The organism is Candidatus Afararchaeum irisae, from assembly GCA_034190545.1.
GTDB classification, from domain to species: Archaea; Halobacteriota; Halobacteria; order Halobacteriales; family Afararchaeaceae; genus Afararchaeum; species Afararchaeum irisae.
Window position 1 is genome coordinate 74364 of sequence record JAXIOF010000016.1, and the last position, 25306, is coordinate 99669.

Consider the following 25306-nt stretch of genomic DNA (forward strand, 5'->3'; position numbering starts at 1 on the left):
CATGAAGGCAGAAGCAGAGTTCAGTCCAGACGAGTGTACGGTCATAGACGGAAAGAACGCGGTTCTCGGAAGACTCGCAAGCACCGTCGCGTCGAGACTCCTAGACGGCGAGAGGGTGGCAGTCGTCAACGCCGAGGAGATAGTCGTCTCGGGAGACACTGACGATACTGTGGAGAGATACAGGAAGAAGACATCGGCGAGGAGCGATCAGGGTCCAGACCATCCCAAGAGACCCGACGGCTTAGCGAGGAGGACGGTCAGGGGAATGGTTCCCCACAAGAAGAAGAGGGGACGTGAGGCGATGTCGAACCTGCGTTTCTACATAGACGTTCCGAGAGAGTACGCCGGAGACGACGTCGAGTTCGAGACCGTAGAGGACGCCGACGCTGAGAACCTCGGTAAGGCGAGGGTCATCAGACTCGGCGAGATAAGCAAGAAGCTTGGTGCTAACGTAACATGGTAGACTCAGACACAGTAAACACATCGGGTAAGAAGAAGACGGCTGTCGCACGCGCGACGGTTAAGGAGGGGAACGGACGCGTTAGAGTCAACTCGGATCCCATAGAGCTATTCGAGCCCGAGAGCGCGCGTCTCAAGATGGAGGAGCCTTTCCGTATCCCTGAGAAAGATCTCAGAGGAAAAGTCGACATAGACATACAGGTTGAGGGCGGTGGCGTCTCAGCACACGCCGACGCAGTCAGGACGGCAATCGCACGTGGACTCGTAGACTGGACCGGAGACGCCGAACTCAGAGACGCCTACATGGAGTTCGACCGGTCTCTCCTCATAAACGACTCTAGACAGAAGGAGGCGAAGAAGTTCGGAGGACCCGGAGCGAGAGCACGTTACCAGAAGTCGTACAGATAGAGAGGTGATAAGCCATGATGATCCCCGTTAGATGTTTCACGTGCGGCAAGCCCGTGTCGGAGCATTACGAGGAGTTCGAGGAGAGGACGTCCGAGGGAGAGGATCCCGAGGAGGTTCTCGACGACCTCGGTGTCGACAGGTACTGCTGCAGAAGGATGCTTGTAAGCCACGAAGACCTCGTCGACGACGTGGCTCCGTACCAGTAAGTAAGCTATGACCGATAGAAAGACAGGCACCACCGGATACACGAGGTACGAAAAGGCGAGGATAATCGGAGCGAGAGCCCTCCAGATATCGAAGGGTGCTCCTCCTCTGATAGAGACGGGGACATCAGACCCTGTTCTCATAGCCGAGACGGAGCTCGAAAACGGTGTGCTTCCGATTACTGTCAGGAGGGGTTCGGCTTGAGCCTGACCTCAACCGAGACCGAGACCACCATAGAAGAGGTCGAGCTCACGAAGATACTCGACTCACGCGGAAATCCGACAGTCGAAGCCGAGGTTACGACCCGGAACGGAGTCGGAAGAGGTGCCGCACCCTCGGGGGCTTCGACGGGAGAGTACGAGGCGGTCGAGCTTCCCGTCGAGGAGGCGGTAGACGAAGCACAGGAAGCCATAGACGAGCTTATAGGAGTCGACGCATCGAACCAGAGAAAGGTCGACTCGGTACTCAAAGAAGTAGACGGAACCGAGAACTTCTCGGGAATAGGAGCCAACTCCGCAGTCGCTATATCGATGGCGACAGCAAAGGCGGCGGCGAACTCGGTCGGAATACCCCTTCACCACAACGTTGGAGGGAGCATGAGGCAGTCGCTTCCGACTCCCCTCGGAAATGTGATAGGCGGGGGAGAGCACGCTCAGGAGGCGACCGACATACAGGAGTTCTTGGTCGCACCTGTCGGAGCACCGTCTTTCGAGGAGGCGGCTTTCACGAACGCTGAGATACATTCTGCGATAGGAGACGTCCTCGAAGAGAGGGGAGTACCAGCAGGAAAGGGTGACGAGGGAGCGTGGGCACCCTCGGTGGACGACTCCGAGGCTTTCGAGATACTCGAAGAGGCTATCGACAGGGTCGACGCCGGCTTCGAGGTTCGTGTGGGACTCGACATCGCGGCGAGCGAGATCTGGGACGAGGACGCAGGAACATACGTCTACTCAGACACCGAGAGGAGTCCCGACGAACAGATAGAGTACGTCGAGTCTCTGATACGTGACCACGACCTCGTCTACGTCGAAGACCCCTTAGAGGAGGACGACTTCGAGGGATTCGCCGATCTGACCCAACGCGTCTCCGAGACGGACGCGCTCGTCTGTGGCGATGACCTCTTCGTGACGAACGTCGAGAGGCTCGAAAGAGGTATCAACGAGGGCGCGGCGAACTCGGTTCTGATAAAGCCGAACCAGATAGGTAGCCTGAGCCTCACGGACGACGCAGTAGAGACCGCTCATAGGAACGGATACGAGACGGTGATGTCCCACAGAAGCGGCGAGACAGAGGACGCGACGATAGCCCATCTCAGCGTAGGAATGGGAACCTCGTTCATAAAGACGGGAACCGTCGGAGGAGAACGCACAGCCAAGCTAAACGAACTCATAAGGATTGAGAAACAGCTCAACTACTAAGATCAAACATGGAGACTGAACAGGAAGACAACGGAGAAACGAACGAAGAGACTAAAGTCGAAGCCGAAGCCGAGGAAGAGACTGGCGTAGAGGACGTAGAGGAAGAAGAGTTCGAGGAGACAGCCGGAGAAACAGAAGAAGACGAGGAAGAAGTCGGCGGAGTCACCGACTCACAGGTAGAGGACATTGAGGAGGGTGAGCTCCTCATACCCGTCGACGACTACCTCGCTGCTGGTGTCCACATAGGTACACAGCAGAAGACGAGCGACATGGAGAGGTTCATCCACCGTGTCAGAGAGGACGGACTCTATGTCATAGACGCGAAGAAGACCGACGACAGGATACGCACCGCGGCGAGCTTCCTCGACAACTACGAGCCGGGTAACATACTCGTGACCTCGTCACGTGAGTACGGACAGCATCCCGCCGAGGTCTTCGCAGACGCCACGGGAGCGAGGGTACGCGCGGGACGTTTCATACCCGGCACGCTCACGAACCCCGACTACGAGGGCTACATAGAGCCCGAGGTCGTCGTCGTCACAGACCCGATTGGCGACTCTCAGGCTGTCAAGGAGGCTGTCACGGTCGGTATCCCCGTCATAGCGATGTGTGATACCAACAACGCCACCAACAACGTCGACCTCGTCATACCCACCAACAACAAGGGACGTAAGGCACTCGCGACAGTCTACTGGCTACTCGCTGACGAGATACTCGGCATGAGGGGAGCCGAGACCGACTACACGCTCGAAGACTTCGAGACAGAGCTGTAGGCGGGAGAGATGGAGACTTCGAGCGCGCCTGGGAAGGTCTTCCTGTTCGGCGAGCACGCCGTAGTCTACGGCGAGCCCGCTGTGGTGTGCGCCATAGACAGACGCGTGACTGTAGCCGCCGAGACGACAGACAACACGAGAGACAGTATACACGCCGACGCCGACACGAACCTTCCTGTGTCGGAGATACAGGCGGAGTACGACGGAGACACGACTTTTCTGACCGGAGAGACTGACGGCTTCGGATACATAGAGACAGCTATAGACAGAGCACGCGAGGAGGTCGGCTCCGACGAGAGACTCGAAATCGAGATAGAGTCGGAGCTTCCGATAGGCGCAGGATTAGGGTCGAGTGCCGCAGTCGTAGTAGCTACCGTAGACGCCGTGACGCGCGAACTCGGTGTCGAACTCGATCCCGGGAGGATAGCCGAGATAGGACACGATGTCGAGAAAGAGGTACAGGGCGCGGCTTCCCCCGCCGACACCTTCACGAGTGCGATGGGAGGTGTGACTTATGTCGAGCCCGACGAGGAGCTCACGAGTCTCGAAGCCGATGAGTTCTCCGACGAACGTCTCGTCGTGGGCTATGACGGAGACAGCGCGCCGACAGGGGAGATGGTAGAGGGCGTCAGACGTCTCAGGGAGGAGAGTGACGTCGCCGCGAGAGTAGTCGAGAGCATAGGCGACCTCACGCGCGAGGGTGTCGACGCTGTAACGAGAGGCGACATCGGAGAGACGGGCGACCTCATGAACCTCAACCACGGCCTCCTAGAGGCACTCGGGGTCGGAAGCTCGTCGCTTTCGAGGATGGTCTGGGCAGCGCGTGACTCGGGAGCCGAGGGAGCGAAGATCACGGGTGCGGGTGGAGGAGGCTGTGTAGTCGCAGTACCCGGAGACGATCCCGAGACTGTGGCTGCAGGCACCGAGATAGAGTCGGAGAGGGTCTTCGAGGTGACAGTCAGCGACGGAGTGAGACGCGAGTGACTGTTCTAAAGATAGGCGGAAGCGTCCTGACGCACAAGTCGGAGGAAGAGAGCCTCGACGACGAGGCGTTCGAGGATGTCGTCGACGCCGTCTCGGAGGCGGACTCCGACATCCATAATCTCATCCTCGTCCACGGCGCGGGGTCGTTCGGACACCCCCAAGCCGAGAGAGGGGGTCTCAAACAGGGAACACACGACGCGCGCGGTGTACACGAGACCCACTCGGCTGTCTCACGTCTCAACTCAAAGCTGGTCGGGTCTCTTATAGAGGGCGGCGTCGACGCCGTCTCTGTACATCCCTTCTCGTGTACCCGCAGAGACGAAAACGGTCTGAGTATGATGACCGACCAGATAGAGAGCCTCTTGGACGAGGGGTTCACACCCGTCCTACACGGCGACTGTACCGTCGAGAAGGGAAGAGGAGTCTCGGTCGTCTCGGGCGACGCCCTCTCAGTCGAGATGGCGCGTGTCTTCGGCGGCAGTCTCGGAATGTGTACGTCGGCGGGCGGAGTACTCGACTCCGACGGGGAAGTAGTCGACAGAGTCACAGACGTCTCCGAGGTCGATGTCTTCGACGACGACGCCACGGACGTCACGGGCGGCATAAGAAACAAGGTCGATGCGATTCTTGGACTCGAATCCGGAGGCTACGTCTTCGGACGTCACGAACTACGCGGTTTTTTATCCGGTGGGGACGTTGGAACATTAATAAAGAGATCAGAATGACACCCGGAGCTTCAGAGAGAAAGGACGACCACATACGTATAGTAAACGAGGAGGACGTCGAGACGTCGGGGACGGGATTCGGAGAGGTCGACCTCGTACATGAGGCAGTTCCCGAAGTCGACCTCGGCGACGTAGACACATCGGTCGAGTTCTTAGGACACGACCTCGACTCGCCCGTCTTCATAGAGAGCATGACGGGAGGGCATCCGAGCGCGACGGAGATAAACAGATCCCTCGCACACGCCGCTCAGGAAGCCGGAGTCGCGATGGGTGTCGGAAGTCAGAGGGCAGGGCTCGAAGATGAGAGTCAGAGAGAGTCGTTCGAGGTCGTGAGGGACGCCGCTCCCGATGCCTTCATCTACGGAAACATAGGCGCGCCCCAGCTTCACGAGTACGGGGTTGAGGACGTCGAGGAGGCGGTCGGTATGATAGACGCCGACGCGATGGCGATACATCTCAACTTCCTACAGGAGGCAGTCCAGCCCGAGGGAGACACACAAGCCGAGGGCTGCCTGAGTGAGATAGAGAAAATCTGTGACGAGCTCAGCGTCCCCGTGATAGCCAAGGAGACGGGCAACGGTATATCCCGGTCGACAGCCAGACGCCTCAAAGACGCGGGAGTCGACGTCGTAGACGTCGCTGGAAAGGGCGGAACGACGTGGTCGGGAGTCGAGTCCCACAGGGCGGCGGCGGTCGGAGACGAGATGGGTGAGAAGCTCGGAAACCTCTTCAGGAACTGGGGAATACCCACCGCAGTAAGTACGGTAGCTGCGAGCGGTGTACATCCGTGTGTAGTCGCGAGCGGCGGCGTGCGTTCGGGACTCGACGTCGCTAAGGCGGTAGCACTCGGTGCGGTCGGCGGAGGACTCGCGAGTCCGTTCCTGAAGCCCGCCGCAGAAGGCAAGCAAGAGGCGGTGAAGGCGGTCAAAGAAGTTACGGAGGGTCTCCGGACTGCTATGTTCGTAACGGGGGCGGAGAATATCGATGAACTTAGGAGAGTAGAAACAGTTACTACTGGTAAGACACACGAATATTTAACTCAGATGGGCTTTGATACTTAACTAAGCCTATCAAAGCCAAACTGCTTTAGTCTAAACTAACTTAAAAAGGTGAAATACATGGAAGTTGAAATAACAGCGGTCGGAGGATACGAGGGAGTTGAGGGTCAGATGACAGCCGTTAGGGTTGGTGACGACGTCATAGTGTTCGACATGGGACTCGACGTCGGCAAGGTCGTGATGCACGACAACGTCGAGACAGAGACGATGCACTCGCTCGATCTCATAGAGCTGGGTGCTATACCCGACGACAGGGTGATGAGCGACGTCGAGGGAGACGTGAAGGCGATAATACCTACACACGGACATCTCGACCACATAGGTGCGATACCCAAGCTCGCTCACAGATACGAGGCACCCATAGTGGCGACTCCGTTCACGGCACAGCTCGTCAAGAACCAGGTCAAGGGAGAGAAGAAGTTCGGATTCACGAACGAGATAAGGGAGATGAAGACGGGAGAGGTCTTCCAGATCTCGCCGAATGTCTCTGTCGAGTTCGTCAACACACAGCACTCGATACCACAGGCTGTGACTCCTGTCGTACACACGCCAGAGGGCGCTGTGGTCTACGGTCTCGACATGAGGATGGACTACACACCCGTCATCGGAGACCCGATAGACAAGGAGCGTTTCAAGGAGATAGGCAGAGAGGGTAACGGTGTCCTCGGATTAATACCTGACTGTACCAACATAGCCGGAGACGGCAACGGAAGGACTCCGAGCGAGAAGATCGCACGTGAGATGCTCCGTGACATAATGTACTCGATGGAGGACTACGACGGAGGCATAGTCGCTACGACCTTCGCGTCACACATAGCGAGGATCAAGAGTCTCATAGAGTTCTCACAGGACATAGGAAGACGTCCTATACTCCTCGGAAGGAGCATGGAGAAGTACTCGAACGTAGCCGAGAGGCTGGACATAGCCGACTTCGAGGACGTCGGAATGTTCGGACACAGGAGAAGCATAGACAGAGCGATGAAACGCGTGATGGAGGAAGGAAAGGGAGACTACCTTCCGATAGTCACGGGACACCAGGGAGAGCCCCGCGCTATGCTGACACGTATGGCGAGAGACGAGACGCCGTACGAGATAGAGGAGGGCGACAGGGTTCTCTACAGTGCACGCGTCATACCCTCGCCGATCAACGAGGGACAGAGACACCAGGCGGAGAAGCTACTCAAGTCACAGGGCGCGCGTATATACACAGACGTCCATGTCTCGGGACATATGGGACGTGAGGAGCATTACGACCTACTCGACTGGCTCGATCCCAAACACGTCATACCCGGACACCAGAGCATGGCAGAGAGGAGTAAGTACATAGACATGGTCGAGGATCTCGGCTACGAGATGGGACGCGACGCCCATATGCTCAGAAACGGAGACCAGACTCTTCTCACGAGGTGAGCGGGGTGTCGAAGAGCACTGTCGACGTGAGGTCGGAGATACAGAAGAGGGCGGAGACCGTAAACGCGTCTTTCGACGAGTATCTCCCAGAGGGCGAGCCGAGGAGCCTCTACGAGGCGTCGCTGTATCTCCTGAGAGCGGGTGGTAAACGTCTCCGTCCCGCTCTCCTGCTTCTGACTGCGGAGGCTCTCGGAGAGGACGACCCCGAGAAGACGGTTCCCGCCGCAGTCTCTATAGAGACGATACATTCGTTCACACTCATACACGACGACATAATGGACGACGACGACCTCAGAAGGGGCGTCCCGAGTGTCCACGTCGAGTGGGACGAGCCGACGGCTATACTCGCGGGGGACACACTCTACTCGAAGGCGTTCGAGGTCATGCTCGAAGCCGACGTCGACCCCGAGGATCTCAACTACATGATGAAGGTTCTCGCGGAGTCGTGTACGGGTGTCTGTGAGGGACAGGCACTCGACATCGAGTTCGAGAGGTCTGACGAAGTCGGAGAGGACGAGTACATGGAGATGGTCGAGAAGAAGACAGCAGTCCTCTTCGGAGCGGCGGCGGGAATAGGCGCGGTCGTCGCAGACGCCGACGACAAGACTGTCGACGAGATGTACGACGCAGGCATCAAGATGGGGAAGGCGTTCCAGATACAGGACGACGTCTTAGACATCACGGGATCGACCGACGAGATAGGTAAGACACACGCGAGTGACCTCGTCGAGGACAAACAGACCCTCATAAATATACACGCAAGGAGGAACGGGGTCGACACGAGCCTCGACGACGACGCCACGCCCGAGGAGATACGTGACAAGATAGACGAGATAGAAGGGGCGGGAAGCATAGAGTACGCGAGGCAGAGAGCCGACGGTCTCATAGACGACGCCAAGGAGAGTCTCGAAGGACTCCCCGAGTCGGAGGCGAAGGATATACTTCTGCGTCTCTCCGACTTCGTAGTCGAGAGGGAACACTAAGTATGTCCGGAGACGGAAACGGAGACACAGACAGTCAAGCTGAAGTAGACGTAGACGTAGAAGAACTCGCGAGGAAGTACGCTCTCCAGAACGCAGTCAAGTACGAGAGCGACGCCGAGACGGGTGCCGTGATGGGGAAGCTGATGGGAGAGCATCCAGAGCTGAGACAGAAGGGCGACGAGATAGCTGGTGAGATAGGCAAGGTCGTCGCCGAGGTCAACTCTCTCTCCGACGACGAGAGACACAAACGTCTCGAAGAGATAGCACCCGAGCTCATAGACGAGTTAGAGGAGGGGTCGGAGGAGGACGAAGGTCTGCCCGACCTGCCGAATGTCGACGAGGGCGACGAGGTCGTGATGCGGTTCGCTCCGAACCCCAACGGTCCCCCGACTCTCGGAAGCGCGAGGGGAATGGTCGTCAACGACGAGTACGTCGACGAGTACGGAGGAAAGCTCATACTCAGGTTCGACGACACAGACCCCGTCAACAAACCTCCCCTGACCGACGCCTACGACTGGTACGAGGAGGACGCCTCTTGGCTCGGAATGGAGGTCGACGAGGTCTACAGGGCGAGCGACCGCGTGAGCACCTACTACGACTACGCCGAAGAGCTAATAGAGAAGGGCGGTGCTTACGTCTGCCACTGCGAACAGGAGAAGTTCAGCGACCTCAAGAACTCGGGAAAGGCGTGTCCCCACCGCGGTAGGTCTGTCGAGGAGAACCTCGAAGAGTGGGAGAAGATGGTAGACGGCGGCTACGACGAGGGCGAAGCTGTTCTAAGGGTCAAGACCGAGATAGAACACAAGAACCCCGCTCTGAGGGACTGGGTCGCCTTCCGTGTCGTCAAGACTCCGCACCCCGTAGTGGGCGACCGTTACGCAGTCTGGCCCATGCTCGACTTCCAGTCGGGAATAGACGACCATCTCTTAGGTGTCACACATATCATACGCGGGAAGGATCTCAGAAGCTCCGAGGGGAGACAGAACTTCGTCTACGACTACTTCGGCTGGGAGTACCCCGAGACGGTTCACTGGGGACGTATCTCTATAGAAGAGTACGGTACACTCTCGACCTCTTCGCTCGCCGAGGCGGTCGAGAGGGGAGAGTACGACTCGTGGGACGACCCGCGAGTGCCGACGGTTCGAGCACTCAGAAGGAGAGGCATACAGCCCGAGGCTCTGAGACAGTCGCTACTCGACCTGGGTGTGAGCGAGTCGGACATCGACTTCAGCATGGATCACGTCTACTCCGAGAACAGGAAGATAGTAGACGACACCGCCAACAGGTACTTCTTCGTACGTGACCCCGTCGAGGTCGAGATCGAGGACGCAGAGCCGACGACTGCGACGCCGTCGCTCCATCCCGACAAAGACGAAGACCGCGGAGTGAGAGAGATAGACGTCGACGACACCGTCGTCTTAGAGCCTAACGACACCGAGGATCTCGAAGTCGGAGACAGACTCCGTCTCAAGGATCTCTACAACGTCGAGGTAGTCTCCGAAGATCCGCTCAAGCTACGCGGGATAGGCGACGACCTGTCTCTCGTGAGAGACGAGGGGGTCGACGTCGTCCACTGGCTCACCCCCGACACCGGACGCGAGGGACGTCTTCTAACACCAGACGGCGAGGAAGAGGGGGTCGTCGAGAAAGGAGCGGCTGAGGAGAAGGACGAGGTAGTCCAGTTCGAACGCGTCGGATTCGCGAGGATAGAGGAGACAGAGCCCGTCGTCACGGCGGTCTTCAGCCACAGATAGGCGATGGTACTTCCCGAATCCGTCTCACAGATAGTCGAGGCATCGCGTGAGATATTCGTCTCGTTCGGCGCGCTGGGTCTCTTCGTCCTCGCGTTCATAGAGTCGTCTTTCTTCCCTATTCCGCCCGATGTCGTCCTCATACCCCTCGCAGTTGCCTCGCCCGAGTCTGCGGTATTCTACGGCGTCGTGACGACGGTCGGCTCCGTAGCGGGCGCAGTCTTCGGCTACTACGCCGGCTACAAAGGTGGCAGACCTCTCTTAGACGCCACAGTCGACGACGAGAAGATGGAGTTAGTCGAGGAGTACTACGACGAGTACGGTGTCGCCGCAGTCGGAATAGCGGGTCTGTCGCCAATCCCCTACAAGGTCTTCACACTGTCGTCGGGGGCATTCAGGATGGATCTCAGAGGCTTCATACTCGTCTCGGTGGTTTCGAGGGGGGCACGTTTCATCGGAGTCGCGGTACTCCTGAGTCTCTACGGCGAGGAGATACTCGGCTTCATAGAGGGAAGCTTCGGTGTCCTGACCATAGGGGTCGGTGTTATCGCCGCGGCGGCGTACGTAGTCTGGAAGAAGAGATGGTTAAAGAGGTAACGTCCAACTGAAGCCGAAGACGAAGCCAAAGCGTGAATTAAGACGGGATACGTACCGTGTCACGAGTGAAGACTGAGATGACGAGTGACACTAATACTAATACGGGTTCTCAGACAGAGACGGAGACGAAGACAGAGACACAGACACAGACAGACGGGGACAGAGACGAGAGATGGCCCGGTGTCTCGGAGGAGAGGCGTGAGAGGTACAGACAGATAGAAGAGGAGAACGGTCTTGGCTTAGTCGAGATGTGGTGGGGCGACGGCAAGGGAAAGACGACCGCCGCTCTGGGAATGGCGGTAAGGGCGGCGGGTCACGGCTACGACGTCTTACTTCTCCAGTTCATGAAGGGTAAGGCACCGGGACACGGCTCCGACGACGAGCCCGGGGAGATAGACGTCCTGAGACAGATACCCGAGATCGACGTCGAGAGATCGGGAGAGTACGGCTGGGTCTCGGGGGCGGACAGTTCGGAGAAAGAGAGCCACGAGAGGGCGGCGAGGCTAGCTCTCGAAGAGGTCGAGGAAGACCTGAGAGAAGGTAATTACGACATGGTGATACTCGACGAGGTCCTGTATGCGGTCTCGAAGGGGCTCGTCTCGGAGGAGGAGGTGATAGACGCCGTGAAGTCACGCGCTCAGGGAGTCGAGGCTGTCCTGACAGGGAGCCACGACCGTCTCGAAGAGATAGAGGAGACCGCCGACTTAGTCACGAACGTCAAGAAGATAAAGCATCCCTTCGACGCGAACATACCTGCGAGGAGAGGAACCGAGTACTAACTACTTCTTCCGCATCTCCTGTCTCGTGAACTGGGGCTTCGCCGAGAGTCCCTTCGTCTTTCTGAAAGACAGCACGAGAAGGAAGAGGAAGACCGCGCTCAGGACGAACATCAGACCGCCGTAGAGTAGATCGACTGTCGAGAGTATAGCTCCGCCGATTATAGACGCCCCTGTGAGTATCGACAGCGAGAGACGTCTACCGAGGCTCTCGAAATGTCCCGCCGAGTCCCTCAGATCCGTACGTACTTCGAGTGAGTTCCTCTCTATCTTGTCGAGAGCGTTTTCGAGCTTAACGGGTGTGTTGACCGTCGCACGGAAGGTGTCCTGTATGTCGCCCCTTATCTCGTCGGCAAACCTCCTAACCCCTTCCTCCCTGAATCCTTTCTCAGTCAGGAACTCGGTGGCTACGTCTATGAAGTTGAAGTCGGGATCTAGCTGGAGACAGACCCCCTCGACTACCGTCGCGACCCTCATTATGAGCGCCATGTTGGGAGGGAGACGGAACGGGAACTCGTATATAGTACCCTCGACCTCTCCTATGATCTCCTGGACTCGCCACTCGTCTATCTCCTCGCCTTCGAGGTCTTTTATGACGAGCTCTATGATGCTTATCATCGTCTCCTTGTTGACGTCGGGATCGAGAGTCCCGAGGTCTATGAGGGAGTCTACGATTCCTTCGGGGTCTCTGTCGGCTACCGATATGTAGAAGTCGACTATCTTCGACTGCATCGCCGAGTCGATACGTCCGCTCATCCCGAAGTCATAGATAACTATACGTCCCTCTTCGTCGACGGCGAGGTTTCCGGGATGTGGGTCGCCGTGGAAGACTCCGTCGACGAGTGCCATCTTGAGATACGTCTTTTCGAGGTCACGCGCGACACGTGACGGGTCGACCCCCATCGCTTCGAGTTGGTCGACCTCTGTGATCTTAGCGCCGTCGACGTACTCAAGCGTGAGTATACGGTCGGTCGAGAGTTCGTCGTAGACCTCGGGTATGACCACCTCGGGGTTCTCGGAGAAGTTAGACCTTATCTCGGAGAGCATCATAGCCTCCCTCTCGTAGTCCATCTCCTCGTGTATTATACGTGAGAACTCGTCAGCCATGTTCTGTAACGAGTAGGCGCGAGCCTCGGAGACGAACGGCTTTATAAAAGGCAGGAGGACGCCTATGACACGGAGGTCTGTGTTTACTATCTCCTCGACGTTGGGACGTCTGACCTTGACGGCGACCTTATCACCTTTGTACTCGGCGGTATGTACCTGTCCGAGCGACGCTCCCGAGATAGCCTCCTCATCGAACTCCTCGAAGACCTCGTGGGGATCGCCGATGTCTTCCTCGACGACGTGGCTCGCCCTCTCGTAGGGAGCCGGGGGTACGGTGTCCTGAAGCTCGGTGAGGACGTCTATGTACTCCATAGGGACGACATCGGGACGTGTCGAGAGTATCTGTCCGACCTTTATGTAGGCGGGTCCGAGTGTTATGAAGGAGTCGAGGAGTCTGCGCGCTCTCCTGCGCTGAGTCTCGGGACTGACCTCCCTCGAAGCACCGAAGAGTATGTACTTCCTCCTGTCACGGAGGTACTCGACGGCGAGAGGCAGAAACTGAAAGACGACCCTGACAAATCTCCAGTAGAAACGTAGCACTGTTTTTGTGTATATATTCTCGTCTCATTCGGCTTGGCTGTGCTGTGGTGTGTCGGAGTCGACTCTACTCTATCTCTATGTCCTTCGTCTTCTTAGGGAGCCTGACCTCTAGGAGACCGTTGTCGTAGGTCGCTGACGCCTCGTCGGCTACGACCTTAGTGGGTATCGGAACCTTACCCTCGAAGAGGTCGTTCCTCGTCTCTCTGACGTACCTGAATCCCTCTTCGAGAGGCTTCTCACGTACCGCCTCTATCCTCAGGACTCCTCTCTCAAAGTTGAGGTCTATAGTCTCCTTGTCACAGCCGGGTAGGTCGACGAGTACCATCACCTCGTCGGAGCTTTCGAGAACGTCAGCCGAAAGCGGCTTCTTTTCGTCGAGAGCCCTCATTATCTCCGACCCTTCCTCCTCTATGCGGTGACGGATGCTTTCCTCGAACATACAGATGGTTGAGTCTCTAGTCTCTAAACTCTTTGCTTAACCATATCCACGAAGTTCTCGAAGACACGGCGAGACTTTAGGGACTCTTCGTAGTTCTCCTGTGTCACGGTGTCGAGAGCGTCGTGTCTGACCTCCTCCGAAAGCTCCTTCTCAGTTATGAGCTTCCGAGCGTAGTCGGTGCCGACCTCGGGATGGAACTGTACCGACCACAGCGACCCCGACCTGAGTGCCTGGACACAGACGTCGTTTGTCGCGGTGGCTTCGGCTCCGTCGGGGAGTTCGGAGACGTAGTCGCCGTGGCTCTGGAAAGAGACGAAGTCCCGAGGCACGCCGTCGAACATAGGGTCGCCAGTGTGTTCGACGTCGCGGTAACCGAGTTCGACGCCTCCCGAGACATCGTCGTAGGAGAGGGGTTCGATCTCTCCTCCGAGGGCGTCGGCTATTGCCTGGTGTCCGTAACAGACGCCGAGACACGGCAGATCGGTGTCGTCGGCTTCTCGTATCCAGTCGGCGAGTGGCTCCACGAAGTCGTGGTCGTCACCGTCGTAGACGCTCGCCTTCGACCCCGTGACGACTCCCGCGTCTATCCCGTCGTGGTCAGGGAGTTCGAGGCTACGTACGTCGTATATCTCCATCTCGGTATCTTCGATATCTACTCCGTCTCCGTTCTCGGCGAAGATCCTCTCGAAGTTGTCGTGGGTGTACTCGGGGTTGTGTGAGACGCTGAGGAGACCCAGTTTCATGTTCGACGTATGGGAGTCGAGTATCAAGAACATGGCGAAACCGAAATCCATAAAGCCGAGCTACGACAAGAACCAACGGAGGGGTCGTGGCCTAGTCCGGCAGGGCGACTGGCTCCAGAGGAATACCGTCTCACGCGACGCGTTACGTTGATGAACTCCAGACTGGTCTACTGAGCTTGGGTCTGATCAACCCGGGCGTTGAAGAGCCTCTGGAGGACTGAGTAACAGGGACGTATCCGGGGAGACCAGTCGATCGGGGGTTCAAATCCCTCCGACCCCACTACACTGATTTGGCGAGTCGACACCCCTGAGGCATGCGAACGCGCCTCATCTTATTTATATTATTTATCTAAAATGCAGGCGGGCAAGACCCCTTCCTCAAGGAGTGTTGCGAATCAGAGATTCGCATACGTATGAAAATCTCCGATTTTCAACACAACGCAGGGAGCGAAGCGACCGAGTAGCGTTAACGAGACGCAGAGCGTCTCGTTCGCACATCAGAACGCTTCGCGTTCTGAGGACGTTCAGAAATCAAAGATTTCTGAGCCCGCGAGAACGGAGTTCTCGGGACGTTCGTGAATCGAAGATTCACGGGTCTTCAGAAATCAGAGATTTCTGTGATGCAGAAAACTCGTAGAGTTTTCTAGCACAAGCAAATCTTCGATTTGCATACGCAGTAGGGAGGGGATACGCCCGCCGTCATCTACCAGTAAACCCCCAAATCCAAACATTTAAATTGGTTCTAACAAATAACGTAATAGAATGGTTCAGACGCTCCAGCAAAACCTCCGTGGGCTATCTGCCGACGAGTACGAGGTACTGCGGAGCCTGAGCCATCTCTCGAAAAACCTCTACAACAAAACGCTCTACGAAGTCCGACAACACTACTTCGACAACGGCGAGTACCTCAACTACTACGACGCCTACGACCAGTTGAAAACCAACTGGAACTACGAAGTACTCCCAAGCCAAGTCGCCCAACAGACAATGAAGCAGGTCGATAGAGGGTTCAAGTCCTTTTTCAACCTCGTAGAGAAGAAACGAGAAAACAAGTACGACGCCGACGTGAGTCCTCCGTCGTATCTGCCGAAAGACGGATTCTACACGCTCGAATACCCGTCACAGTCGTTTCAGGTCAAAGACGACCACATTCGACTCGGTATCCCGCGAGCATACCGTGACGAGTTCGACCGTGACCTGACCGAGATTCAAATCCCATTCACTTATGAGGGAGTACAAGAAACGAACGTCAAGCGTGTGCAAATCCTACCACGGGCTGATGCACAGTACTTCGAGTACCGCGTGCTGTATGAGCAAGATGTAGAGGAAGTCGAGACGATTGATGGGTCGTGGCTCGGTATTGACCTTGGCGTGGACAATCTGGCGACGTGTGTGGACCATCGAGGCCACTCGTTCATCGTGGACGGTCGGCACCTCAAATCTCAAAATCGATGGTTCAACAAGCGCATCGCCCAGTACCAGTCCATCAAGGACAAGCAAGGTATCGACGGCACGACTCGTCGTATCGAACGACTGCACCAGAAGCGTCGGTACGTCGTCAACGACTATCTTAACAAGACGGTTCGTACCATCACCGACTACTGTATCGAAAACCGTATCGAGACGGTGTACGTCGGTGACGGGAAGGGCTGGAAGCAGAACGTGAACCTCGGAGATAGGACGAACCAGAATTTCGTCCAGATTCCGTTCGACAGGTTCAAACAGAAACTCAAGCACAAACTCGACGCTCGTGGTATCACATTCGAGTTAGTGCCCGAATCACATACGTCGAAGTGTTCGTTCTACGACGAGGAATCCGTCGAACACCATGACGAGTACGTTGGTGAACGTGTCGAGCGTGGACTGTTCGAGGCATCGGATGGAACGCGCTATAATGCCGACGTAAACGGTGCGGTCAACATGGCTCGAAAAGCCACAGGTAAGCCCAATTCGGACTTGTTCAAGTCTGAGGAGGGTGTAGAGCGGGCTGTGGACGCCCCGCGTCGAATAAGCCTCTCGGATATGGAGGAACCTTCGACGGAAGCCCCTGCCTCAAGGAGCGTTCGGAAATCTCTGATTTCCGAGCCATCAAACTCGTAGAGTTTGAGACGTTCGCTAATCTCCGATTAGCGAGCCAACGAGAGCAAAGCTCTCGTAACGTTCGTGAATCTTAGATTCACGAGCCAACAAGATCGGAGATCTTGTGACGAGCGCGTCAGCGCGAGCGAGTAGGCAGGGGTAGTTCACCCCTATCTGTGTACGACTACTACGTATGCAAGAAGGAGACACACCACCCGACTTCAGCTTAGAGAACCAGGACGGCGAGGAAGTCAGCCTCTCGGAGTACGAGGGAAGAAAGGTCGTCCTCTACTTCTATCCGCGCGCCGACACGCCGGGCTGTACGACTGAGGCTTGCGGCTTCAAGGACGTATACGACGACATAGAAGACGAGAACGCCGTGGTATTAGGTGTCAGCGACGACCCCATCGACGACCTCAAGAAGTTCGAGGAGAAGTACGACCTCCCGTTCGACCTCCTGAGCGACGAGTCGGGCGAGGTCGCGACGGAGTACGACGCCTACGGTGAGAAGAAGATGTTCGGCAACAGCTTCGACGGCGTCTTCAGGAAGACCTACGTCATAGACGAGGAAGGAAAAGTAGAGAAGATATACGACGACGTGTCGCCTGAGGAACACGCCGAGGAGATACTCGAAGTTATTCGATGACTGCGATCAGGTCGTCCATGTCGATGTCCTGATCCTCCTCGACTGCTATCTCCTGAACCGTTCCTGCGGTGTTGGTGATTATGTCGTTCTCCATCTTCATGGCTTCGAGGACACAGATGACGTCGCCCTCTTCGACCTCATCGCCCTCTTCGACGTTGACCTCGACGATGGTGCCCTGCATCTCGGCGGAGACGACCTCGCCTGCCTCTGTCTCGGCTTCCCTCTTCTCGCGCTCGGCACGTTTCTTCTTCTTCTTCTCCTGTTTCTCCTTCTGCTCGTCTATGTCTCCCGCTCCTATCTCGGCGAGGTTTATGTTAAAGAGCTTGCCGTTGACCTCAGCCTTGAACTCGCGCTGGACGACGACGCCCTCTTCCTCATCCTGGACGACGTCTATGACATCGAGCTCCTCCATCGCTCTCTCGATGTCCTCCTGATCGATATGCTCGTCGAAGTAGTTGGTCGTGACATTTCCGGCGACGAAGGTCGAGTCGTGGAGTATGAGCTCTAGGAAAGGCACGTTCGTCGTGACGCCGTCGACACGTAGCTCCCAGAGTCCACGTCTCATTCTCTTTATAGCCTCGTCCCTGTCCTCGCCCCACGAGATGAGCTTTCCGACCATCGAGTCGTACGACCCGACGATCTCGTAGCCGTTGTAGAGAGCCGAGTCCATACGTACGCCGTATCCACCGGGTGCGTGGTAGTTGGTGACCTTACCCGGCGTCGGAGCGAAGTCGCGTGAGGGATCCTCGGCGTTTATCCTGCACTCTATCGAGGCTCCGTCTATCTCGACGTCTTCCTGGTCGAAGTCGATCTCCTCGCCCTGGGCGATACGGATCTGCCACTTGACGATGTCTATACCCGTCACCATCTCGGTCACGGTATGCTCGACCTGTATCCTCGTGTTCATCTCGAGGAAGTAGAAGTCGCCGTCCTCATACAGGAACTCGACGGTTCCCGCACTCGTGTAGTCGACCGCTTCGGCGGCGTCTATAGCGGTCTGTCCGAGCTCCTCGCGCTCCTCGTCAGTTATCGCGAGCGACGGCGTCTCCTCGACTATCTTCTGGTGCTCCCTCTGTATCGAACAGTCACGTTCTCCGAGATGGAGGTGGTTTCCGTGTTTGTCGGAGAGAACCTGTACCTCTATGTGTCTCGGGTTCTCGAGGTACCTCTCTAGGTAGACTGTCTCGTCGTCGAAGTAGGCTCGACCCTCACGTTTAGCGCCCTCGTAGGCGTCCTCCGCCTCTTCCTCGTCGTGTGCAATACGTAGACCCTTCCCTCCCCCTCCCGCTGCGGCTTTTATCGCGATAGGGTAGCCGTACTCGTCGCCGAACTCCTTGACCTCCTCGACCGACTCGGCGGGGTCTGTCGTACCGGGCACGGGCGGAACGCCCGCCTCCTTCATCTTCTCACGCGCCTTCGTCTTAGACGCCATTATGTCCATCGCGTTCGAGGGAGGACCTATGAAGATAATCCCCTCGTCACGGCATCTCTCGGCGAAGTCAGCGTTCTCGGCGAGGAATCCGTATCCGGGATGTATAGCGTCGACGTCAGCCTCGTGTGCGACCTCGAATATGTTATCCTGATTGAGGTACGACTCGCTCGCTGCCTCGGGACCTATGTTGTACGCCTCATCGGCGTAGTCAACGTGTCTCGCCTCCTTGTCGACTTCCGAGTAGACTGCGACGGTGTCTATGTCTAGCTCCCTACATGCTCTCAGAACCCTTATTGCGATCTCTCCTCTGTTCGCGACCAGAACCTTGTCAAACTGTGTCATTTTTTGTGTCCCTCAGTTAGAACCTGTCAGCTCTTGACGAAAGTTTCCATCCGGAGCCCGTGAGACCCTTCGGAGTCTTCTTACCTCGCTCTCCCACGGTGGCGTAACGACCCGACATCTTCCACGAGTCTATCTCTTCTTCTTCCTCCTCCTCTGTCTCCTGTGCGGATATCAGAGCCGACACGGCAGCCGAGAGAGCCGCCATCTCCTCGTCGTCGGCGTGGTCTGGAATCCCGAGCTTGACCTTTCTGCCCGAGTCGTCCCGGATGGTCTGATGTTTCAAGAGTTACTCACCTGTCTCAAACTGTCCTTTTCGCTAATAAACCATTACGGTTTTCGACGGTTGCCCGGGACGTGCCTGACACAGCCTCCCAAAGACCCTCTCGAACGACAGCCTTATCAAAGTAGGAAGGCGAACTTACCCCATACCGACAGAGACTAATGCGGTAAGCGGCTAACCGGCGTATGCGAGTTACGTTACTGATCCCGGCGTCTCTGACATCCGAGACCGAAAGCGGACGCAGGAAAGCCTACAAGGTGGGCGAGATCGCGCGCGCTGCCTCGGTCTTCCGGTGTGACGAGGTGGTCGTCTTCGACGACGACCCCGACGAGGCGGACGAGATCAGTCTACTCCTCGAATACGCGGTGACGCCCCCCTATCTGAGGAAACACGTCTTCGAAAGGCGTGAAGAGCTCAGGTACGCGGGCGTCATGCCGCCGCTTCAGATACCGCCGCATACAGTCTCGCGTTCCGACAGCGAACGCAGTCGTGATGTAAGCCAGTACAGGTACAGACAGGGCGTAGTGAGTAAGATCGGCTCTGACGGACGCGTACGGGTCAATTGCGGACTGCAACACCCGGTCGCTCTACGTACGACGCAAGACGTACGTGAGGGCGAACGCGTTACCCTCAGAATACATTCGAGAGAGCCTCTGAGAGCCGAGATAGTCGACGAGGAAGAAGTCCCCGACTACTGGGGATACGAGGTCACTAGATCCTCGCTCGTCGACTGGATCGACGACACCGACGGCACAGTAGTAGCCACGTCTCGTAAAGGAGAGACAGTAGACTTGGACGAGATCCGTAGTACAGAAGAGACCCGGAAACGAGACGGTGACGAGAACGAGATAGGTGTCGTCTTCGGAGCACCCGGACGAGGTGTCCACAGTATTCTGAGGGAGTACTACTCCGTCGACCAGCCGTCCGAAAGCTTCGACCTGACAGTCAACACAGTACCCGATCAGGGTACACGTACGGTGAGAACCGAGGAGGCGGTCTTCTCGTCACTCGCCGTGCTCAACATAGCAAGAGTGCAAGACAAGACGAAGACAAGGAGGACTTAAGATATGCCTACTCCATCAAAACCAAGACGCGGATCCAAGGGATTCGGTCCCAGAAAGAGAGCGGAGTCGGAGGTTCCGAACTTCCGCTCGTGGCCCGAATCCGACACGACGGAGCTACAGGGCTTCGCGGGATACAAGGCGGGCATGACCCACGTTCTAATGGTCAACGACAAGCCCGACTCTCCCCGTGAAGGTATGACGGAGAGTGTGCCGGTTACTATACTCGAAACGCCCCCGATCAAGGTCGGAGCCGTAAGGGCGTACCGCGACACACCGTACGGAAAGCGTCCGCTCACAGAAGTCTGGACGGACAGCTTCGACGGAAACGACGGAATAGACCGCACTCTCAACGTGCCCGAGGGGCACGACCCCGAGAGTGCTGAGGAGAAGATAAGAGACTCAATCGACGAGGTCTCTGAGATAAGAGCGATAACCTACACCTTACCCAACCTCGCCAACGTCCCGAGAAGGACACCCGACGTAATGGAGACACGTATCGGAGGCGGCTCGGTCGAAGACCGTCTCGAACACGGTCTCGAACTCCTCGGAGACGAGGTCAGAGCCGACGAGATACACAGGAACGGAGAGTTCCTCGATGTCTCCTCGATCACGAAGGGTAAGGGTACACAGGGTCCCGTAAAACGCTGGGGAGTCCAGCTTAGAAAGGGCAAACACGCCCGACAGGGATACAAGCGCAGAATAGGTAACCTCGGTCCGTGGCATCCGTCACGTGTACGTTCGACGGTTCCTCAGCAGGGGCAGACGGGATACCACCAGAGGACGGAGGTCAACAAACGCCTCCTCTCGACCGGAGACGACGGAGACGAGGTGACTCCCGAGGGCGGTATCACCGACTACGGAGAGGTCAAGTCGGGCTACATGCTCGTCAAGGGCAGTGTCCCGGGACCCAAGAAACGTCTCGTGAGGACACGTAAGCCCGTGCGTCCGAAGGGCGAGAACAGATACGATCCCGAGATCGAGTACATAAGCAGGTGATAGAATGGAAGCAGACGTATACACAGTAGACGGAGAAAAGAACGAGACGGTCGATCTCCCCGACGCGTTCGAGGAGGAGTACCGTCCCGACATCATAAGAAGAGCTTTCCACTCAGCCGAGGCGAACGCGAAACAGCCCTACGGTGCAGACCCATTCGCCGGGAAGAGGACGAGTGCCGAGTCGTGGGGTAAGGGAAGAGGAGCCGCACAGGTTCCCAGAGTGAAGAACTCGAACACAGCAGCGCGTTCACCCCACGTCGTAGGCGGAAGACGCGCACACCCCCCTAAGGCTGAGAAGAATATCGGCGAGGACATCAACGACAAGGAGAGGAAGAAGGCTGTCAGAAGTGCCGTAGCCGCGACGGCTGACACCGAAGTCGTCGCCGAGAGAGGACACGAATTCGACGAGAGCCTCGATCTTCCCGTCGTTCTCGATGCAGGGTTCGAGGATCTCGTGAAGACACAGGAAGTCGTCGACGTTCTCAAGGAGATCGGTCTCTACGACGACATAGAGAGAGCCGACGACAGGAAGGTACGTGCGGGACAGGGTACGACGAGAGGCAGGAAGTACCGCAGACCCAAGAGTATTCTCTTCGTGACGGCGAAGAACGACTACAAGGCGTCGAGAAACCTCGCAGGTGCCGACGTCGTCTCCGCCGAGGACGTCGACGTCAGAGACCTCGCACCCGGGGGCGTCGGAGGAAGACTCACGGTCTGGACAGAGAAAGCACTCGAGGTGCTAGACGAAAGATGAGCGTCATAGTCAGACCCCATATCACGGAGAAGGCGATGGATCAGATGGACTTCGAGAACAAGATGCAGTTCATAGTCGACATAGACGCCGCAAAGCCCGAGATATCCGAGGCGATAGAGTCGGCGTACGACGTCGATGTCGCTGACGTCAACACACAGATAACCATGGAAGGCGAGAAGAAGGCGACTGTGAGGTTCGTCGAGGAGGAAGCCGCACAGGATCTCGCTTCGAGAATGGGAGCGTTCTAACAACGAGGTGAAAGAATGGGAAAACCAATCAGACAGCAGAAGGCAGGAAAAGGAAGCCCGACTTACAGGGCACCCAGTCACCGTTACAAGGCTAAGACCGAGCACAAGGAGACGGGCGACGAAGAGACGATGGTCGGCGAGATCATCGAGCTCGAACACGACCCCGCGAGGTCGGCACCCGTCGCACGTGTCGAGTACGAGGACGGAGACGTACGTCACGTTCTCGTCCCCGAGGGAGTCGGTGTCGGCGACGTGATAGAGGCGGGAGTCTCGGCTGACATAGAGCCGGGCAACACGCTTCCACTCGCCGAGATACCCGAGGGAGTTCCGGTCTGCAACCTGGAGATAAAGCCGGGTGACGGAGGTAAGATAGCACGGTCGTCGGGAACCGGCGCGTCTATCATAGCCCACGAGAAGGGCGGAACAGTAGTACAGCTACCCAGCGGAGAGCTCAGGCAGTTCAACCCCAAGTGCAGGGCGACAGTCGGTATAGTCGCAGGCGGAGGAAGGCTTGAGAAGCCGATGCTCAAGGCTGGTAACAAACACCACAAGATGAAGTCACGCGGAGGAAAGTGGCCTAAGGTGCGTGGTGTCGCCATGAACGCGATAGACCATCCGTTCGGTGGTGGAGGAAGACAGCATCCTGGAAGACCCAAGTCGATCAGTCCTAACGCACCGCCCGGAAGGAAGGTCGGTGACATAGGAAGCAGGAGAACAGGAAACTAACAACAAGGTGATAAGATGTCAGAGTCAGAGCTACCAAGCAGAGAAGGAGAGTTCCAGTACAGGGGCTACAGCCTCGAAGAGCTCCAGGAGATGGATCTCGATGAGCTCAAGGAGATAATGCCCGCGAGGATACGCAGGACTCTCGAAAGAGGACTCGGAGAGGAGCGCGAGAAGCTCCTCGAACGCGTACGTGACGGAGACGACGAGATACGTACACATCTCAGGGACATGCCCATACTCCCCGAGATGGCGAACACGACCTTCATGGTCTACAACGGAGAGGAGTTCGCACGTGTCGACGTCGAGCCCGAGATGATAGGGCATTACCTCGGAGAGTTCGAGATGACGAGGAAGGACGTAGAGCACGGACAGGCGGGACTCGGAGCCACGCGCTCGTCGAAGTTCGTACCCCTCAAGTGATACATATGGGAATCAGCTACTCAAAAGACGTAGACGAAGACACGACCGCGAAGGCGATAGGCCGTGACCGCCACGTGAGCAAGAAGGACTCCGTCGAGGTCGCACGTTACATAAAGGGAATGCAGGTAGACGAGGCGCGCGAGAGTCTCGAAAACGTGATCGAGGGCGACGAGGCAGTCCCGTTCAAGAAACACAACTCAGACGTGGGTCACAGGAAGAACATCGACGGCTGGGACGCCGGAAGGTACCCCGAGAAGGCGGCGAGCGAGATGCTCAAGGTACTCGAAAATGCGGCGTCGAACGCTGACTACCAGGGCTTCGACGCCGACGAGATGTACATAGAACACGTCGCCGCACACAAGACAGGAGAGGCGAGGGGTACTATGCCCCGCGCCTTCGGACGTGCTTCACCCGCCAACACCCCTATAGTCGACATAGAGATGATACTCAAACAGGAACAGGAAAACGAAGAAGCCGAGACGGAGGGTGATGACTGATGGCTAACGAGAGAGAGTTCGTGAACAACGGTCTCAAGAAGTCACGTATAGACGAGTTCTTCGAGGAGGAGCTCGGACGTGCTGGCTACGGAGGAATGGAGCTCGCACGTACGCCGATGGGTACCGAGATAGAGCTCCACGCCGAGAAGCCCGGAATGGTCATCGGTAAGGGCGGTAAGAACATACGTGACCTCACAGACAAGCTCGAGGAGAGGTTCGACGTAGAAGACCCCCAGATAGACGTTCAGGAAGTCACCGAGCCCGACCTCAACGCGCGTATAGTCGCCGACAGGCTCGCGAACGCGCTTGAGAGAGGATGGCACTTCCGCGACGCGGGTCAGACGACTGTGAGAAAGATAATGGACGCAGGTGCCCGCGGTGCAGAGATAGTCTTCAGCGGCAAGGTAACGGGTGCGCGTTCACGTGTCGAGAAGTTCTCCGACGGCTACATCAAGCACTGTGGAGAGCCCGCCGAGGAGATAGTCGACTCGGGATACGGAACCGCAGTCATGAAGCTCGGTACGATAGGCGTCCAGGTACGTATAATACCCCCCGACGCCGAACTCCCCGACACCTTCGTCATAGAGGACGTCGAGGACGTCGAGGATCTCATACCCGAGGCTGAGAAGGCTGAGCCCGAAGTCGAGGAAGCCGAGACACAGGAAGCCGAGGGAATAGAGGAGATAGTCGAGGAAGAGACCGAGAGGGTCGAGGAAGAGGACGAAGAAGAAGCCGAAGCCGAACCAGAGCCTGAGGAAGAGACTGGAGCCGAGGAAGAGGAGGGAGACGAGACACCTCCCGAGCCCGAGACTCTCGACGACCTCGAGGAGATGTCGTACAGAGAACTCCAGCTTCTCGCGAAGGACGTCGGCGTAAAGGCGAACCTCTCAAGGGAGGAGATGACAGACGAACTCGCCGACGAGTTCGGAGTCGGAGGTGATTCGTGATGGCAATACTAAGAGCAGACGAAATACGCGAGATGGCTGACGAGGAGATACAGGAGGAGCTCGAGGATCTCGAAGACGAGCTCCTGAGAGCGAAGTCGATGCAGGCGGCGGGAGGAGCTCCCGAGAACCCCGGAAGGATAGGCGAGCTCAAACGCACGATAGCACGTATAAAGACGATACAGAACGAAAGACAGAACGAGTAATGGAAGACGTCACCCCCCTCCCCACGTCCGACAACATACTCCGCCACGAGCTCATAGGTCTCGACGTAGAAGTAGTCGAGTCGCCCGACGAGACTCTGGTGGGTACTCACGGACGTCTTATCTACGAGACTCACAGGAGTCTCGAGATCAAGTCCGACGGCGAGACGAAGACCGTCCCCAAGAAAGGGCACGGATTCGTCTTCGACCTCGGCTCCGAGAGGGAGAGGGTGAGGGTAGAAGGTGACGCGATCCACGAAAGTCCTGCCGACCGTACGAAAACAACGAGATAACAAAGAT

General features: G+C 57.1%; 31 protein-coding genes and 1 tRNA gene. 27 read left to right on the forward strand and 5 right to left on the reverse strand.

The window, feature by feature from the left end; translation table 11 throughout:
* Window position 1: 1 nt before the first annotated feature.
* The 14 genes from SV253_02345 (at window position 2) to SV253_02410 (ending at window position 11549) form a co-directional block, all read left to right on the forward strand.
* Window positions 2-463: a 50S ribosomal protein L13 gene (locus SV253_02345; protein MDY6774916.1), complete on the forward strand. Its 462-nt coding sequence runs from the start codon at window positions 2-4 to the stop codon at window positions 461-463.
* A complete protein-coding gene (locus SV253_02350) occupies window positions 457-867 on the forward strand; it encodes a 30S ribosomal protein S9 (GenBank protein ID MDY6774917.1) in 411 nt (136 codons plus the stop codon). The genes SV253_02345 and SV253_02350 overlap by 7 nt, the downstream gene beginning before the upstream one ends.
* Before the next feature lie 14 nt (window positions 868-881).
* Window positions 882-1073 (forward strand): DNA-directed RNA polymerase subunit N, encoded by a 192-nt coding sequence (locus SV253_02355; protein ID MDY6774918.1) that lies wholly within the window; start codon window positions 882-884, stop codon window positions 1071-1073.
* Window positions 1074-1080: 7 nt separating this feature from the next.
* Complete coding sequence (locus SV253_02360) at window positions 1081-1275, forward strand: DNA-directed RNA polymerase subunit K (protein MDY6774919.1); 195 nt, start codon at window positions 1081-1083, stop codon at window positions 1273-1275.
* A gap of 29 nt (window positions 1276-1304) precedes the next feature.
* The gene (gene eno / locus SV253_02365; GenBank protein MDY6774920.1) at window positions 1305-2489 is read left to right on the forward strand and encodes a phosphopyruvate hydratase; all 1185 of its coding nucleotides are present in this window, start codon (window positions 1305-1307) and stop codon (window positions 2487-2489) included.
* Window positions 2490-2497: 8 nt separating this feature from the next.
* Window positions 2498-3262, forward strand: coding sequence for a 30S ribosomal protein S2 (gene rpsB / locus SV253_02370; GenBank protein ID MDY6774921.1), 765 nt, complete (start codon window positions 2498-2500; stop codon window positions 3260-3262).
* Between the two features lie 9 nt (window positions 3263-3271).
* A complete protein-coding gene (gene mvk / locus SV253_02375) occupies window positions 3272-4246 on the forward strand; it encodes a mevalonate kinase (protein ID MDY6774922.1) in 975 nt (324 codons plus the stop codon).
* Complete coding sequence (locus SV253_02380; protein ID MDY6774923.1) at window positions 4243-4971, forward strand: isopentenyl phosphate kinase; 729 nt, start codon at window positions 4243-4245, stop codon at window positions 4969-4971. The genes mvk and SV253_02380 overlap by 4 nt, the downstream gene beginning before the upstream one ends.
* A complete protein-coding gene (fni, locus tag SV253_02385; protein MDY6774924.1) occupies window positions 4968-6032 on the forward strand; it encodes a type 2 isopentenyl-diphosphate Delta-isomerase in 1065 nt (354 codons plus the stop codon). The genes SV253_02380 and fni overlap by 4 nt, the downstream gene beginning before the upstream one ends.
* Before the next feature lie 57 nt (window positions 6033-6089).
* On the forward strand, window positions 6090-7439 hold the full coding sequence (locus SV253_02390; protein ID MDY6774925.1) for an MBL fold metallo-hydrolase: 1350 nt from the start codon (window positions 6090-6092) through the stop codon (window positions 7437-7439).
* A gap of 5 nt (window positions 7440-7444) precedes the next feature.
* Window positions 7445-8422 (forward strand): polyprenyl synthetase family protein, encoded by a 978-nt coding sequence (locus SV253_02395; GenBank protein ID MDY6774926.1) that lies wholly within the window; start codon window positions 7445-7447, stop codon window positions 8420-8422.
* Window positions 8423-8424: 2 nt separating this feature from the next.
* The gene (locus SV253_02400) at window positions 8425-10176 is read left to right on the forward strand and encodes a glutamate--tRNA ligase (GenBank protein ID MDY6774927.1); all 1752 of its coding nucleotides are present in this window, start codon (window positions 8425-8427) and stop codon (window positions 10174-10176) included.
* A 3-nt stretch (window positions 10177-10179) separates the two neighbouring features.
* A complete protein-coding gene (locus SV253_02405; GenBank protein ID MDY6774928.1) occupies window positions 10180-10770 on the forward strand; it encodes a YqaA family protein in 591 nt (196 codons plus the stop codon).
* A 65-nt stretch (window positions 10771-10835) separates the two neighbouring features.
* Window positions 10836-11549 carry a cob(I)yrinic acid a,c-diamide adenosyltransferase gene (locus tag SV253_02410; protein ID MDY6774929.1) on the forward strand — a complete coding sequence of 238 codons (714 nt, stop codon included), beginning with the start codon at window positions 10836-10838 and terminating at the stop codon, window positions 11547-11549.
* Here the strand turns inward: SV253_02410 and SV253_02415 are convergent, their stop codons facing one another.
* The 3 genes from SV253_02415 to SV253_02425 form a co-directional block, all read right to left on the reverse strand.
* The gene (locus SV253_02415) at window positions 11550-13193 is read right to left on the reverse strand and encodes an AarF/ABC1/UbiB kinase family protein (protein ID MDY6774930.1); all 1644 of its coding nucleotides are present in this window, start codon (window positions 13191-13193) and stop codon (window positions 11550-11552) included.
* Between the two features lie 64 nt (window positions 13194-13257).
* On the reverse strand, window positions 13258-13632 hold the full coding sequence (locus SV253_02420; protein MDY6774931.1) for an Hsp20/alpha crystallin family protein: 375 nt from the start codon (window positions 13630-13632) through the stop codon (window positions 13258-13260).
* A 23-nt stretch (window positions 13633-13655) separates the two neighbouring features.
* Complete coding sequence (locus SV253_02425; GenBank protein MDY6774932.1) at window positions 13656-14408, reverse strand: type 1 glutamine amidotransferase; 753 nt, start codon at window positions 14406-14408, stop codon at window positions 13656-13658.
* A 47-nt stretch (window positions 14409-14455) separates the two neighbouring features.
* Between SV253_02425 and SV253_02430 the strand changes: the two genes are divergently transcribed.
* From SV253_02430 to bcp, 3 genes are all read left to right on the forward strand, one after another.
* Window positions 14456-14655 (forward strand) — tRNA-Trp (locus SV253_02430).
* Between the two features lie 482 nt (window positions 14656-15137).
* On the forward strand, window positions 15138-16475 hold the full coding sequence (locus SV253_02435) for a transposase (GenBank protein MDY6774933.1): 1338 nt from the start codon (window positions 15138-15140) through the stop codon (window positions 16473-16475).
* 172 nt (window positions 16476-16647) lie between these two features.
* Entirely contained in the window at window positions 16648-17100 is a 453-nt protein-coding gene (gene bcp, locus SV253_02440; GenBank protein MDY6774934.1) for a thioredoxin-dependent thiol peroxidase, read from the forward strand.
* Here bcp and accC read toward each other — a convergent pair.
* Window positions 17090-18874 carry an acetyl-CoA carboxylase biotin carboxylase subunit gene (gene accC, locus SV253_02445; protein ID MDY6774935.1) on the reverse strand — a complete coding sequence of 595 codons (1785 nt, stop codon included), beginning with the start codon at window positions 18872-18874 and terminating at the stop codon, window positions 17090-17092. The genes bcp and accC overlap by 11 nt on opposite strands.
* A 16-nt stretch (window positions 18875-18890) precedes the next feature.
* Window positions 18891-19157: a hypothetical protein gene (locus SV253_02450; GenBank protein ID MDY6774936.1), complete on the reverse strand. Its 267-nt coding sequence runs from the start codon at window positions 19155-19157 to the stop codon at window positions 18891-18893.
* Window positions 19158-19339: 182 nt separating this feature from the next.
* Here SV253_02450 and SV253_02455 point away from each other — a divergent pair, with 182 nt between their 5' ends.
* The 10 genes from SV253_02455 to SV253_02500 are packed head-to-tail and all read left to right on the forward strand — an operon-like array spanning window position 19340 to window position 25299.
* Window positions 19340-20218, forward strand: coding sequence for an RNA methyltransferase (locus tag SV253_02455; protein ID MDY6774937.1), 879 nt, complete (start codon window positions 19340-19342; stop codon window positions 20216-20218).
* A 3-nt stretch (window positions 20219-20221) separates the two neighbouring features.
* On the forward strand, window positions 20222-21214 hold the full coding sequence (rpl3p, locus tag SV253_02460) for a 50S ribosomal protein L3 (protein MDY6774938.1): 993 nt from the start codon (window positions 20222-20224) through the stop codon (window positions 21212-21214).
* A 4-nt stretch (window positions 21215-21218) separates the two neighbouring features.
* On the forward strand, window positions 21219-21968 hold the full coding sequence (rpl4p, locus tag SV253_02465) for a 50S ribosomal protein L4 (protein MDY6774939.1): 750 nt from the start codon (window positions 21219-21221) through the stop codon (window positions 21966-21968).
* Window positions 21965-22216, forward strand: coding sequence for a 50S ribosomal protein L23 (locus SV253_02470; protein ID MDY6774940.1), 252 nt, complete (start codon window positions 21965-21967; stop codon window positions 22214-22216). The genes rpl4p and SV253_02470 overlap by 4 nt, the downstream gene beginning before the upstream one ends.
* Window positions 22217-22231: 15 nt before the next feature.
* Entirely contained in the window at window positions 22232-22942 is a 711-nt protein-coding gene (locus tag SV253_02475; GenBank protein MDY6774941.1) for a 50S ribosomal protein L2, read from the forward strand.
* A gap of 15 nt (window positions 22943-22957) precedes the next feature.
* A complete protein-coding gene (locus SV253_02480) occupies window positions 22958-23362 on the forward strand; it encodes a 30S ribosomal protein S19 (GenBank protein MDY6774942.1) in 405 nt (134 codons plus the stop codon).
* A gap of 5 nt (window positions 23363-23367) precedes the next feature.
* Entirely contained in the window at window positions 23368-23859 is a 492-nt protein-coding gene (locus SV253_02485) for a 50S ribosomal protein L22 (protein MDY6774943.1), read from the forward strand.
* Complete coding sequence (locus SV253_02490) at window positions 23859-24806, forward strand: 30S ribosomal protein S3 (GenBank protein MDY6774944.1); 948 nt, start codon at window positions 23859-23861, stop codon at window positions 24804-24806. Before SV253_02485 ends, SV253_02490 begins: the two co-directional genes overlap by 1 nt.
* Window positions 24806-25009: a 50S ribosomal protein L29 gene (gene rpmC, locus SV253_02495; GenBank protein ID MDY6774945.1), complete on the forward strand. Its 204-nt coding sequence runs from the start codon at window positions 24806-24808 to the stop codon at window positions 25007-25009. Before SV253_02490 ends, rpmC begins: the two co-directional genes overlap by 1 nt.
* The gene (locus SV253_02500; GenBank protein MDY6774946.1) at window positions 25009-25299 is read left to right on the forward strand and encodes a ribonuclease P protein subunit; all 291 of its coding nucleotides are present in this window, start codon (window positions 25009-25011) and stop codon (window positions 25297-25299) included. Before rpmC ends, SV253_02500 begins: the two co-directional genes overlap by 1 nt.
* Window positions 25300-25306 lie beyond the last annotated feature (7 nt).